This window comes from Mesorhizobium sp. M1428 (assembly GCF_040317515.1).
Lineage (GTDB): Bacteria > Pseudomonadota > Alphaproteobacteria > Rhizobiales > Rhizobiaceae > Mesorhizobium.
Map to the genome: position 1 here is coordinate 368,856 of NZ_JAMYKT010000003.1, position 11,215 is coordinate 380,070.

An 11,215-nucleotide genomic window follows, 5' to 3' on the forward strand; every position below is an offset into this window, starting at 1 on the left:
GCGCGAGGCCCGGCTTTTTCGTGTCGTGGCTTGGACGACTTAGAACTTCATACCGACGCCGAAAGTGACGCGATTGTCGGTCGACTTGACCTTGCCGATACCGTCGAAGTCCTTCCTGCCGAAGTCCGTGTAACGATACTCGACACGGCCGAACACATTGTCGGTGATCTTGATGTCGGTACCCACGCCGGCAGTCCAGCCAAACTGGGTGTTGGTGTCGCTGACGCCAGCAGCTTCAATCTTCTGGTTCTTCAGCGCGCCACCGGCGGTGCCGTAGAGCAGGATATCCGGGGTGACTGCATAGCCGAGGCGGGCACGCAGCGAACCCTCGAAGCCACCCTTGGCCTCGATGCCGGCATCGTCGCCCTTGACGCCGTTGTAGCCGATGTCGGCTTCGGCACCGTAGACGAAGTTCTCCTGCTGCCAGTTATAGCCGCCGAAGACGCCGCCGACAAAACCCTTGGTGTCGACGTCGACGCCAATGTCTTTGGCTTTGGCATGGCCGGCAAAGCCGTAGCCGACGCTCACACCGGCATACGGACCGGCCCAGGATGCGACCGGAAGTTCTGCAATCGGGGCAGGTGCCGGCGGCTCTTCCTGAACCACGTCCGCGGCATAGGCGGTTCCGCCGAGGGCGAACAGCCCAAACGCCACCGCGAGCGGTCGCGCAAATTTAAGATTGGCTTGCATTGTTCTTTACTCCTTAAGCCACAGGACACAGGCTTGTTGTTTATGAGCGCCCTCAACCCGTCCGGGGGATGAAACGGATCCGGCGTTCAACGGTTCCAAATGTCGTGTCGAAATGCGGCTGAAGCGAACCTGAACTTGGGTCATTCCCTGGCACGAATGAGGCAGAACCTTGACGTTGCATCTTCGCAACAGCGAATGTCAGCAGGTTCGCCGTGCTGCACTGCACACGGCTTGGTGTAAGGGCTCCAGCGCCCTATATTGCGGTCGGGCTGGCCCGAATTCCGGTCGAGCCAGAACGCCCACCGGCCACTTTGCCACAATCTTGCCCCAGGTGGAAATGGGATTTAACGCTTGGCGGGCCATAATTTGCCGGCGCGATCCCGGCAGGTCGGAATCGGCATCGGATTAAGGATTGACAGATGAGCAAGGTCGCCGCGACGGCACTGGTGACGGGCGGGGCGAAGCGGATCGGCAGGGCGATCGTCGAGGACCTTGCCGCGCATGGTTTTGCCGTCGCCATCCACTGCAATCGCTCGCTGGCCGAGGCGGAGGCACTGGCGGCCGAAATCAACAGTGGTCATTTTGGTCGACATGGCCGGGCCGCGGTGGTTGCTGCCGACCTGACCGACATGGGCGCCGTCGGCGACCTTGTCGGTCGCGCTGCGGCGGCGCTCGGGCCGGTGTCGCTGCTGGTCAACAACGCCTCGCTGTTCGAGCACGACAGCGTTGAGGATTTCGACTGGCCGGCCTGGGATCGCCATTTCGCCGTGCATGTCAAGGCGCCGGCGCTGTTGGCGCAGACTTTCACCCGGGCGCTGCCGCAGAACAGTGAGGGGCTGATCGTCAACATGATCGACCAGCGCGTTTGGCGGCCGACGCCGCGTTATTTCTCCTATGCGCTGTCGAAGTCGACCTTGTGGGCAGCGACCGAGATGATGGCCCAGGCGCTGGGCCCCCGCATCCGTGTCAACGCCATTGGTCCTGGCCCGACCTTGAAGAACACGCGCCAGCACGACAGCGACTTCGATGCCCAGATTGCCGGGCTGATTCTGAAACGCGGCCCGGAATTGCCGGAATTCGGTGCCACTATCCGTTATCTCTGGGCGGCACGCTCGGTCACCGGCCAGATGATCGCGCTTGACGGCGGCCAGCATCTTGCATGGCAGACGCCCGATGTGACAGGCATGACGGAATGAGCCCCATGGACCAGAAACACAAAACGCGCGGCGGCGCCGACGACCTGCCGCCCGAAATCGACCTCGAGGACGAGGCGACCGAGGAAGTCGTCGAGCCTGCAGCCAGCGGTCCGGACGTCACCTTCACCGCCATCGACTGGGCGCCGCATGCCGGCGACGCCGACGGCATGGTCGGCGCCGAGGTGATCCAGACGCTGGTTAAGCGGCTGCCCAATGCGCCCGGCGTCTACCGCATGATGAATGCCGCCGGCGACGTGCTCTATGTCGGCAAGGCACGCAGCCTGAAGAAGCGGGTCACCAGCTACGCGCAAGGCCGGTTCCACACCAGCCGCATCGGCCGCATGGTGCGCGAGACGTCGACGATGGAGTTCGTCGTCACCCGCACCGAGATCGAAGCGCTGCTGCTTGAAGCCAACCTCATCAAGCGCTTGCGGCCACGCTTCAACGTGCTGATGCGCGACGACAAGTCGTTCCCCTATATCCTGTTGACCGGCGACCATGTCTCGCCCGGCATCTACAAGCATCGCGGCGCGCGCTCGCGCAAGGGCGACTATTTCGGCCCCTTCGCCTCGGCCGGCGCCGTCGGCCGCACCATCAATTCACTGCAGCGCGCCTTCCTGCTCAGGAGCTGCACCGACTCCTTCTACGAGAACCGCACCCGGCCTTGCCTTTTGTTCCAGATCAAGCGCTGCGCCGGCCCGTGCACCGGCGAAATCTCGCATGGCGATTACGCAAGGCTTGTCGCCGAGGCGAAGGATTTCCTCTCCGGCCGCAGCCAGAAGGTGAAGACGGAGATCTCCGCTGCCATGCAGCAGGCTTCGGAAAACCTCGACTTCGAACGCGCCGCCATCTATCGCGACCGGCTGGCGGCGCTGTCGCATGTGCAGAGCCATCAAGGCATCAATCCGCAGACCGTCGACGAGGCCGATGTCTTCGCCATCCATCAGGAGGGCGGCCAGGTCTGCATCCAGGTGTTCTTCTTCCGCACCGGCCAGAACTGGGGCAACCGCGCCTATTTTCCCAAGGCCGATCCGGCGCTCGAAGCCGGCGAGGTGCTGGGGTCGTTCCTGGCACAGTTCTACGACGACAAGCCGACGCCGCGCACCATCCTGTTGTCGCACGGCGTCGACGACCAGGAATTGCTGGCGGAGGCGCTCTCCACCCGCGCCGGCCGCAAGGTGTCGATCTCCGTGCCGCAGCGCGGGGAGAAGAAGGACCTGACCGACAACGCGCTGCAGAACGCGCGCGAAGCGCTCGGCCGGCGGCTCGCCGAGACCTCGACCCAGGCGCGGCTGCTCAATGGCTTTGCCGAGACCTTCGGCCTGGAAAAACCGCCGGTGCGCATCGAGGTCTATGACAACTCGCACATCATGGGCACCAACGCCGTCGGCGCCATGGTCGTCGCCGGGCCGGAAGGTTTTGTGAAGAACCAGTATCGAAAGTTCAACATCCGCTCGACCGAGATCACGCCGGGCGACGATTTCGGCATGATGCGCGAGGTGATGCAGCGGCGCTTTTCGCGGCTGTTGAAGGAACATGGCGATGCCCCGCAGACCGGGGGCTCGGGCGAGGCGGGCTCTAACGAACCGGGCGACGATATCGAGGACGCGGGCGGCTTTCCCGCCTGGCCCGACGTCATCCTCATCGACGGCGGCCAGGGCCAGATGACGGCGGTGCACAAGATCCTCGCCGATCACGGCATAGAGGACCGCGTAGTGGCCATCGGCATCGCCAAGGGGCAGGATCGCGATGCCGGCCGCGAACGCTTCTTCGTCAAGGGCAGGGTCCCATTCTCGCTGCCCGTGCGCGATCCGGTGCTCTATTTCGTCCAGCGGCTGCGCGACGAGGTCCATCGTTTTGCCATCGGTTCGCACCGCGCCCGCCGCAAGAAGGAGATGGTCAAGAGCCCGCTCGACGAGATCAGCGGCATCGGCCCCGGCCGCAAGCGCGCGCTGCTGATGCATTTCGGTACGGCCAAGGCGGTCAGCCGCGCCGCCGTCGAGGACCTGGTCAAGGTCGACGGCATTTCCGAGCAGGTGGCGAAATTAGTCTATAATCATTTTCACGAGAGCTAAGACCTATTGCCGATATTTCGGCTGGCTAATCGATTCTGGCCTGTTGACCCCCCACATTCGCTTCTGATTTGACTAAGCAGGCAGAAAGAGTTCCCAAAACATGTCCCAGCGCGCGTTCAACCTGCCCAACATGCTCACTTACGCCCGCATCCTGGCGGTGCCGCTGGTCGTGCTGTGCTTTTTCCTGGAGGGGCATCTGAAATCGAGCGACTTCGCCCGCTGGTCGGCGCTCATCATTTTCCTGCTCGCCTCGATCACCGATTACTTCGACGGCTATCTGGCCCGCGCCTGGCAGCAGACCTCCAACATCGGCAAGATGCTCGACCCGATCGCCGACAAGCTGCTGGTCGCCACTTGCCTGCTGCTGCTTGCCGCCGATACCGATCGTCATGCCGGCATCGCCGGCTGGTCGCTATGGGCGGCGATCATCATCCTGTGCCGCGAGATCCTGGTTTCGGGCCTGCGCGAATATCTGGCGGCCCTGAAGGTCTCGGTGCCGGTGACGCAGCTCGCCAAATGGAAGACCACCATCCAGATGATCGCCATCGCCTTCCTGCTGGCGGGACCGGCCGGCGACAAGATCTTCCCGCTGACCACCCAGACCGGGCTGGTGCTGCTGTGGATCGCCGCCCTGGTGACGCTCTACACCGGCTACGACTATTTCCGCGCCGGCCTCAAGCACATCATGGATGAATAAAATGTCGACGAAGCTCATCTATTTCGCCTGGGTGCGCGAGCGGATCGGCAGACCGGAGGAAGAGGTCGAACTGCCGGCCGGCATCGAAACGGTCGCCGACCTGTTGCGCTGGCTGAAGTCGCGCGGCGAGGAATACGAGAACGCGCTGCAATATCCTGACGTGATCCGCGTCGCCATCAACCAGGAACATGTCGAGCACCGCGAGAAGATCGCCGGCGCGCGCGAGATCGCGCTGTTCCCGCCGATGACCGGTGGCTGAACCATGTCCGCGGTGGTGCCTGTCGTGCGCATCCAGGCGGAGGATTTCGACGTCGCCGCCGAGATCGCCAGGCTGACCAGGGGTCGCAACGACATCGGCGCTGTGGTGACCTTCTCCGGCCTTTGCCGCGACGAGCAAGGCAGGCTATCCGCGCTCGAGCTCGAACATTATCCCGGCATGGCCGAAGCCGAGATATCCCGCATCGCCGGCGAGGCAATCGAGCGCTGGCCGCTGCAGGGGCTCACCGCGATCCATCGCCACGGCAAGATCGCGCCGGGCGAAAACATCGTCCTGGTGGTGGCCGCTTCCGCCCACCGGCAGGCGGCGTTCGAGGCCGCGAATTTCCTGATGGACTATTTGAAATCACGGGCGCCTTTCTGGAAAAAGGAACACCATAGCGACGGTTCCGAGGGCGGCTGGGTCGATGCCAAGGAGGCCGACGACAAGGCGGCGAGCCGCTGGAAACGAGACTGACCAGGCTTTCCGCGAGCCCTCAACCTTTGTCAGCGCCGATCAGATGATCGAGCGAAATCCGGCCGGGTCCCCAGGCCATGATGCCCAGCGCCATCGCCGCCCAGGTAATGTGCAGCGGCCAGCCGTCCGGCACGGTGAGCTCGATGACCAGCGTCATCAGCAGCAACCCGAATGCCGCCAGTCGCGTCGCCAGGCCGAAAACAAGGAGAACTGGCAACACGATCTCCGCTGACCCTGAGGCGAACGCCACCAGCCCAGGTGCCGGAAAATCGTAAGGGCCGCCCGGCAGATGCAATTTGAGTTCCGAGCTGAAAAGCAGCACGGCGACATCGTTCAACTGTAGAAAACCGTCCCATTTGTTGACGCCGGATCGCCAGAACGGGACGGCGAGGGCGCAGCGCAGAACAAGCTGCGTCAGCGATGGCGTCGCGATCGTGCGCAGGGCGGCATTCAGCCTTTCGACGAGGGCGGCGACCCCTCGCGATTCGGTGCTCGCGTTCTGTCCATCGCTCATCGTGCTCGCCTTTCCTGATGTGCTGTCGTGAAGACTCCCGCTTCCAGCACGCCGGCAATGTTGGCGGAAAGCTCGAATTCGGCACTCTCCGCAAATGCCGCCGCGGCCGCCGCGCCGAGGGACTCGCCCGCGATCAGATGCAGCGCCGCCGGGCGGCAGGTGGCGAACGAAGACCTCGAGGCCGGGCCGCGTGACCAGCGCATCTTCAGCGCCCGTTGCCCGGATCGGCCCAACAGGAGCCTCGTTCCGGTTTGTCGCGAAGACCGTGACTGCCGGGAACCGAGAGCGCGCGACCCGCGTCGCCGGATGCGGCCGCAGCCTGGTATCGGCAAGCCTCTCGCGAGGGATCGACGCCAGTGCCTCAGCCGACAGCGCCTCCGCGTCGGCGGCATGATAGGCGTCAAGCCAGGCCCGCTCGATGCGCGCCACGTCGGCCAGCCACGGCATCGACTGCGCGTATTCGTAGCGCTCGATGAAATCGGGAAAGTCGCGGCCATATTCGAATAGAAGCGGCGAGGTGGGTGGCGTTTCGCGGATGTGAAATCGCGCCATCGCGCAAAAAAAATCCGGGCCGGTGATGCGCAGCGTCGCTGGAAAGCTGGCGGCCAGCGCATCGATCAGGCTGACCGTGACGTTGTTGCGGTAGACGGCATATCGCTTGACCGCAGCCTTCCCGTTCGGCCCCGAGACAGAGTCAGGCGGGGCACGGTCAGGATCGAGCAAACCGGCGGTGAATGCCGCGGCATAGTCAAGCCGGCGGCCGAGATCGCCCGACTGGAGCTCATCCTGCGGCATGGGCTTTTCCGAAATCGGCATGACGGTCGAGGATGGCTTGGGCGGCCGCTGCCTCCGCCTTGAGCACCGGCCACTCGGGAATGTCGCTGTCCCATTCGATCAGCGTCGGCAGTGGCCCGCATCGGCCGATGACGGTATCGAAGAGCTTCCAGACCGCGTCGGCAACCGGGCCGTCATGGCTGTCGATGAGCAGCAGGTCGCCCTCGTCGTCCTTCTGCTCGGCGTGCCCGGCCAGATGGATTTCGCCGACATGTTCGAGCGGGAAGTCCGCGAGATAAGAACGTGCCGAATAGCCGTGATTGGTGGCCGAGACTAAGACGTTGTTGACGTCGAGCAGCAGGCCGCAGCCGCTACGCCGAACCAGCTCGCGGATGAAATCCGTCTCGCTCATCGTCGATTCCGGAAAAAGCACATAGGTCGAAGGATTCTCGAGCAGGATCGGACGGCCGATCGTGCCCTGCACCTCGTCGATGTGATCCGCCACCCGCGAAACCGTTGCCGGCGTGTAGGGCAGGGGAAGCAGGTCGTTGTAATAGGTGGTGTCGTGGGTCGACCAGGCGAGATGCTCTGAAACGAGCACCGGCTCGTAGCGATCGACCAGCGCCTTGAAACGACCGAGTGCGCCTTGTCGAGCGGCTGCGGGCCGCCGATCGACATGCAGACGCCATGCAGCGAGACGGGATAATTGCGGCGGATGCGGGCGAGCGCGTCGTGCGGCGGGCCGCCGGCGCCCATGTAGTTTTCCGCATGAACCTCGAAGAAGCCGCTTTGGGGGCCGTCGCCGAGGATTGCGGACAGATGCTCATGCTTGAAACTGATGCCGGCAAGGCCGGCGACCGGGTGCGCCGGAAAGCGCAAGGTCTTCGACATGCGGGATGCTGGACGGCTCGGTCCGTTCATCGTCATCGCCGCTTTCCGGGCAGGGTGCATCGCTTACGATGGGACGTCGCGGGTCAGCTCGGTGGGTGAGCCCTTGCGGCCGCCGGGTAGGTCCATCGTCGTGCAGGTGCCGCCGTCGACGAACTTCCAGGCGTTGCCTTGATAGTCGACGGTCGAGGTGCCTTGGCAGGTGGTCCCCGGGCCTGCCTTGCAGTCGTTCTGCCCCTTCAAGGCGACGCCAAAGCACTTCTCCTTGCCGGCGTCCATCGCTGCCTTGACCTGTGCCTCGGTCAGCGGCGCGGCCGTCGCAAAAGAAGCAAGAGCCGTGGCAACGGCGCTGGCCAGTAAGGCCGCGCTCACGGTTGATCTCGTTGACATGATTTCACCTCCGGTTGGGTTTTAAGCGCACTCTCCTCAGCGCGCACTGGTCAGTTCGGTCCGGACACCGACCGTGTTACGTCTGTTTGGAACACGAATTCGTGATCGCCTGAGGCTTGGCCGAGCGTGGCCGGAACAGAGTTTGCGGAGCGGCCGAGGAGGCGGACGATAAGGCGGCGGGCCGCTGAAAGCAGCGCCGGCCAAATAAATCCCTGCGACAGCCATCCCATACCCCGCCAGCCATTCATTGACCGCAATCCTGCGAGACCTTTGGCCGGAAGGGGAGCAGGATCATGCTGGACAGGATCGCCGAGTTCTTCATCTTCGGACTGGTGCCGCTGGCCGTCGGCATACTTGCCGTTCCGGATCGTTCCGTGGCTGCCGAAAAGACCCTCAAGGGCGAGGTGATGTATCGCGAGCGCATCGCGCTGCCGCCCAATGCCGTGCTTTCCGTGCAGCTTGCCGACGTGTCGCTGGCCGACACGCCGGGCGCAATCATCGGCGAGCGCAAGGTCGTGCCAGCCGGCCAAGTGCCGATCAAGTTCGAGATCAGCTTCGATCCGCGGGTGGTCCGGCCTGATATGACCTACGCGCTGCAGGCGCGCATCACTGTCGATGACCGGCTGCTGTTCGTCACCGACACGCGCCATCAGGTCGACCCACTCAGCGACGCACCACAGACCATCATGCTGAAAATGGCGGCGCCGGTCGACGAGCCGGCGGCAGCTTCCGTATTCGGCCAAAGCTGGCTGGTCGAATATATCGACGGCATCGGCGTGATTGCCGAGCCGCGGGCGACCTTCCGCATCAGCGAAGCCGGCAAGGCCGGCGGCAGCGGCCCTTGCAACGTCTATTTCGCCACCGCCAGGATAAACGGATCGACGATCGCTATCAGCGACATCGGCTCGACCTTCAAGGCCTGCGCGCCACAGGTCATGGCCGAGGAAAAGGCGCTGTTCGAGGCGCTGGCCAAGGCGGCATCCTACCACGTCGACGCCGGTAAACTTGTCATCGCCGACAGAGACGGCCGCGACATCCTGCGCTTCAACGCCGCGAGCTAGCACTTCGTCCGCGCCGACTGGCCCGCGCGGCAGCCGCATGCCGATCACGTTGTGTTTCACCGGGAATAGGCCGGGCAGGGGGTCCGTTAGTCATTCATAAGATGGCGGGTAAGGCAAAAGGGACGTTTGTCCCTTCGTTGAAGCCGCCAGAATGGCTGCGGCTCGTTCTGGCCTTAACTCAAAGGAGTCCAGAGATGAAAACGCACACGCTTATCCTTGCCGCCACCGGTGCATCGCTCCTTGCCTTTACCGGCCTTGCCAAGGCGGACGACCATCTCGTCAACGCTCTTGACCACGGTCTCAAAGCGGACAGCCAACCGTTCCAGACCAACAAGGCCGGCCATAGCGGCGATCTCGCGCCGGGGCAGGGCAGCCCGTTTTCAGGTGAAGAGACCAAGACCCCGTCCACCGACACGCCAGCGGCGAATGAACATGCGAACGTGAAGGAACGCCAGGCGAAATAGACTGCAGAACCCGCCGCTAGGGGGCGGCGGGCGACATACATCCTATCGGCGAGGCCGCATCACGAGGCATTCTCAATTCGTCGCTAGTTTGAATACCGCGCCATAGTGATAGGGCGGCACATCAACCAGCTCGGCGAGCTTGAATCCGCTCGCTTCCACCGCCGCGGTGGTCTGTTCGGGTGACAGCCTGAGCTCGGTCTTTGGCCCACGCGGCTCGCCAAGGACTGTGGTTTGCTCGCGCGGATACTGGTGCCAGTTCACGATGGCAAAACGACCGGCAGGGCCAAGCGTCGTCCGCACGGCGCGGGCAAGGCGCGGCCGATCCGGAACGCCATGGAAGGCGTTGGCCATGAAAACGAAGTCGACGGTTTGAGGCACCAGCCCTGCAAGTTCATAGGCGTCGCCCGCCACAAACTCGCAATTGCTCGCGCCGCCTTCGGCCAGTCGCCGCCTGGCGACTTCGAGCAGATCGGCATCAATGTCGATGGCGATTACATGACGGGCGACCCTGGCGATTGGCAGCGTGAACCAGCCGTCGCCGCAGCAGAGATCGACCACGTCCGTGCCGGGCTTCATACCTACTGCCGCCAGCACGCTGGCAGGCTCGGGCCACAGCGCTTCCCACCAGCCGCTGGTTGGCATTTCGGTGCCCTGGAAGAAGCCGGGAATGGTGCTGGTCATGGCCTGGTCGGCTCCATTGTCGGGATCGCGTTTGATCCGCCCCTTCGAGCTTAACGCACCCGTGACCCGCCGAGGAGCCTGAAGCTGACAATGTTCGCTAATGCATGTCGCGCAAAAGTGTGCAGCGGTTTTGTGATAACGACATGCATCAAAACAAGAAAACTAAAGCGCATCGCATGAGGTCGGTCGAACGCGACGCGCTTTAGCGAAAAAGGCCGGCGTTGTGCCGGCCTTTTTGATGGGGTTCGGGATGCCGGCTCAGCCGACGATCTCGGTGTCCGAGAACCAGTATTTGATCTCCTGCGCGGCGGTTTCCGGCGCATCGGAACCATGCACGGAATTCTCGCCGATCGACAGCGCGTGCAGCTTGCGGATGGTGCCTTCGGCGGCGCTTGCCGGATTGGTGGCGCCCATCACTTCACGGTTCTTGGCGATGGCGTTCTCGCCTTCCAGTACCTGCACGACCGTCGGGCCCGACGACATGGACTCGACCAGCTCGCCAAAGAACGGACGCTCCTTGTGAACAGCATAAAAACCTTCCGCCTCGCGGCGGCTCATCCACACCCGGCGCGAAGCGACGACGCGCAGGCCGGCATCTTCCAGTATCTTGGTGATAGCGCCGGTGAGATTGCGACGGGTCGCGTCGGGCTTGATCATGGAAAAGGTGCGTTCGAGCGCCATGGGGTCGTCCTTGTGATGGAGAGTGGAATTGAAGGTGGCGGGCTCTATACAAGCCGCCCGCCGCCTTGCCAAGGGGAGGCCGGCAGGGGATGGGAGGTCAATGGGAGCAGCACCGTCGGCGAAGCTGCCAGAGGAGGGGTTTGTCCCATGAACTCTCAAGAACTTGGTTCCTCGCCATACGAAAGTGGGGAGAGGTGGCCGCGAAGCGGCCCGAGAGGGGGTTTTATTCCTTGCAGGCGAAGGCCCCCTCTCCGTGGGGGGGGGGGCGCCCCCCCCCCCCCCCCCCCCCGCCGCGGATTCTGCCCGCCTTCGTGTCGAAAATTACGGTGCCGATGCGCCGGTTTCTCGGCCACCACATCTTTTCCAGCCTG

Annotated in this window: 12 protein-coding genes and 2 pseudogenes; 7 read left to right on the forward strand and 7 right to left on the reverse strand. The window is 63.7% G+C overall.

Translation table 11 applies throughout. The features are described 5' to 3' along the window. Positions 1 to 39 precede the first annotated feature (39 nt). On the reverse strand, positions 40 to 690 hold the full coding sequence (locus NKG60_RS06990; RefSeq protein ID WP_292662341.1) for an outer membrane protein: 651 nt from the start codon (positions 688 to 690) through the stop codon (positions 40 to 42). Positions 691 to 1,109: 419 nt separating this feature from the next. Between NKG60_RS06990 and NKG60_RS06995 the strand changes: the two genes are divergently transcribed. The 5 genes from NKG60_RS06995 (at position 1,110) to NKG60_RS07015 (ending at position 5,391) form a co-directional block, all read left to right on the forward strand. Continuing rightward, positions 1,110 to 1,886: an SDR family oxidoreductase gene (locus NKG60_RS06995; RefSeq protein WP_352974639.1), complete on the forward strand. Its 777-nt coding sequence runs from the start codon at positions 1,110 to 1,112 to the stop codon at positions 1,884 to 1,886. Next, positions 1,883 to 3,961, forward strand: coding sequence for an excinuclease ABC subunit UvrC (uvrC, locus tag NKG60_RS07000; protein WP_352974642.1), 2,079 nt, complete (start codon positions 1,883 to 1,885; stop codon positions 3,959 to 3,961). The genes NKG60_RS06995 and uvrC overlap by 4 nt, the downstream gene beginning before the upstream one ends. A gap of 100 nt (positions 3,962 to 4,061) precedes the next feature. Next, positions 4,062 to 4,658 carry a CDP-diacylglycerol--glycerol-3-phosphate 3-phosphatidyltransferase gene (gene pgsA / locus NKG60_RS07005; protein ID WP_023719790.1) on the forward strand — a complete coding sequence of 199 codons (597 nt, stop codon included), beginning with the start codon at positions 4,062 to 4,064 and terminating at the stop codon, positions 4,656 to 4,658. A gap of 1 nt (position 4,659) precedes the next feature. After that, a complete protein-coding gene (moaD, locus tag NKG60_RS07010; RefSeq protein ID WP_023677674.1) occupies positions 4,660 to 4,917 on the forward strand; it encodes a molybdopterin converting factor subunit 1 in 258 nt (85 codons plus the stop codon). A 3-nt stretch (positions 4,918 to 4,920) separates the two neighbouring features. Continuing rightward, positions 4,921 to 5,391: a molybdenum cofactor biosynthesis protein MoaE gene (locus NKG60_RS07015; protein ID WP_352667162.1), complete on the forward strand. Its 471-nt coding sequence runs from the start codon at positions 4,921 to 4,923 to the stop codon at positions 5,389 to 5,391. Positions 5,392 to 5,410: 19 nt separating this feature from the next. On the opposite strand, the gene NKG60_RS07020 is transcribed toward NKG60_RS07015, so the two are convergent. From NKG60_RS07020 to NKG60_RS07035, 4 genes and pseudogenes are all read right to left on the reverse strand, one after another. After that, a complete protein-coding gene (locus NKG60_RS07020) occupies positions 5,411 to 5,905 on the reverse strand; it encodes a DoxX family protein (RefSeq protein ID WP_352667160.1) in 495 nt (164 codons plus the stop codon). After that, a pseudogene (locus NKG60_RS07025) lies at positions 5,902 to 6,700 on the reverse strand (HvfC/BufC family peptide modification chaperone). The gene NKG60_RS07020 and the pseudogene NKG60_RS07025 overlap by 4 nt, the downstream one beginning before the upstream one ends. Beyond that, positions 6,687 to 7,606, reverse strand: a pseudogene (gene bufB / locus NKG60_RS07030) (MNIO family bufferin maturase). The pseudogenes NKG60_RS07025 and bufB overlap by 14 nt, the downstream one beginning before the upstream one ends. A 27-nt stretch (positions 7,607 to 7,633) precedes the next feature. Then, positions 7,634 to 7,957, reverse strand: coding sequence for a BufA1 family periplasmic bufferin-type metallophore (locus NKG60_RS07035; protein WP_352479258.1), 324 nt, complete (start codon positions 7,955 to 7,957; stop codon positions 7,634 to 7,636). 293 nt (positions 7,958 to 8,250) lie between these two features. On the opposite strand from NKG60_RS07035, the gene NKG60_RS07040 reads away from it, so the two are divergent. Together NKG60_RS07040 and NKG60_RS07045 are read left to right on the forward strand one after the other, a co-directional pair. After that, positions 8,251 to 9,018 (forward strand): YbaY family lipoprotein, encoded by a 768-nt coding sequence (locus NKG60_RS07040; RefSeq protein WP_352974644.1) that lies wholly within the window; start codon positions 8,251 to 8,253, stop codon positions 9,016 to 9,018. Positions 9,019 to 9,212: 194 nt separating this feature from the next. Continuing rightward, the gene (locus NKG60_RS07045; protein ID WP_352667151.1) at positions 9,213 to 9,482 is read left to right on the forward strand and encodes a hypothetical protein; all 270 of its coding nucleotides are present in this window, start codon (positions 9,213 to 9,215) and stop codon (positions 9,480 to 9,482) included. A 72-nt stretch (positions 9,483 to 9,554) separates the two neighbouring features. Here the strand turns inward: NKG60_RS07045 and NKG60_RS07050 are convergent, their stop codons facing one another. Continuing rightward, positions 9,555 to 10,163: a class I SAM-dependent methyltransferase gene (locus NKG60_RS07050; RefSeq protein WP_352667148.1), complete on the reverse strand. Its 609-nt coding sequence runs from the start codon at positions 10,161 to 10,163 to the stop codon at positions 9,555 to 9,557. Positions 10,164 to 10,421: 258 nt separating this feature from the next. Continuing rightward, the gene (ndk, locus tag NKG60_RS07055) at positions 10,422 to 10,844 is read right to left on the reverse strand and encodes a nucleoside-diphosphate kinase (protein ID WP_023677669.1); all 423 of its coding nucleotides are present in this window, start codon (positions 10,842 to 10,844) and stop codon (positions 10,422 to 10,424) included. Positions 10,845 to 11,215: the final 371 nt, after the last annotated feature.

What these genes read in the sequence shown, in the direction of transcription:
- uvrC (WP_352974642.1), top strand. Translation starts at nt 1,883, where the DNA reads ATGAGCCCCATGGACCAGAAACACAAAACGCGCGGCGGCGCCGACGAC.
- NKG60_RS07040 (WP_352974644.1), top strand. Translation starts at nt 8,251, where the DNA reads ATGCTGGACAGGATCGCCGAGTTCTTCATCTTCGGACTGGTGCCGCTG.
- NKG60_RS06995 (WP_352974639.1), top strand. Translation starts at nt 1,110, where the DNA reads ATGAGCAAGGTCGCCGCGACGGCACTGGTGACGGGCGGGGCGAAGCGG.
- NKG60_RS06990 (WP_292662341.1), bottom strand. Translation starts at nt 690, where the DNA reads ATGCAAGCCAATCTTAAATTTGCGCGACCGCTCGCGGTGGCGTTTGGG.
- NKG60_RS07045 (WP_352667151.1), top strand. Translation starts at nt 9,213, where the DNA reads ATGAAAACGCACACGCTTATCCTTGCCGCCACCGGTGCATCGCTCCTT.
- NKG60_RS07035 (WP_352479258.1), bottom strand. Translation starts at nt 7,957, where the DNA reads ATGTCAACGAGATCAACCGTGAGCGCGGCCTTACTGGCCAGCGCCGTT.
- moaD (WP_023677674.1), top strand. Translation starts at nt 4,660, where the DNA reads ATGTCGACGAAGCTCATCTATTTCGCCTGGGTGCGCGAGCGGATCGGC.
- NKG60_RS07015 (WP_352667162.1), top strand. Translation starts at nt 4,921, where the DNA reads ATGTCCGCGGTGGTGCCTGTCGTGCGCATCCAGGCGGAGGATTTCGAC.
- NKG60_RS07020 (WP_352667160.1), bottom strand. Translation starts at nt 5,905, where the DNA reads ATGAGCGATGGACAGAACGCGAGCACCGAATCGCGAGGGGTCGCCGCC.
- ndk (WP_023677669.1), bottom strand. Translation starts at nt 10,844, where the DNA reads ATGGCGCTCGAACGCACCTTTTCCATGATCAAGCCCGACGCGACCCGT.
- NKG60_RS07050 (WP_352667148.1), bottom strand. Translation starts at nt 10,163, where the DNA reads ATGACCAGCACCATTCCCGGCTTCTTCCAGGGCACCGAAATGCCAACC.
- pgsA (WP_023719790.1), top strand. Translation starts at nt 4,062, where the DNA reads ATGTCCCAGCGCGCGTTCAACCTGCCCAACATGCTCACTTACGCCCGC.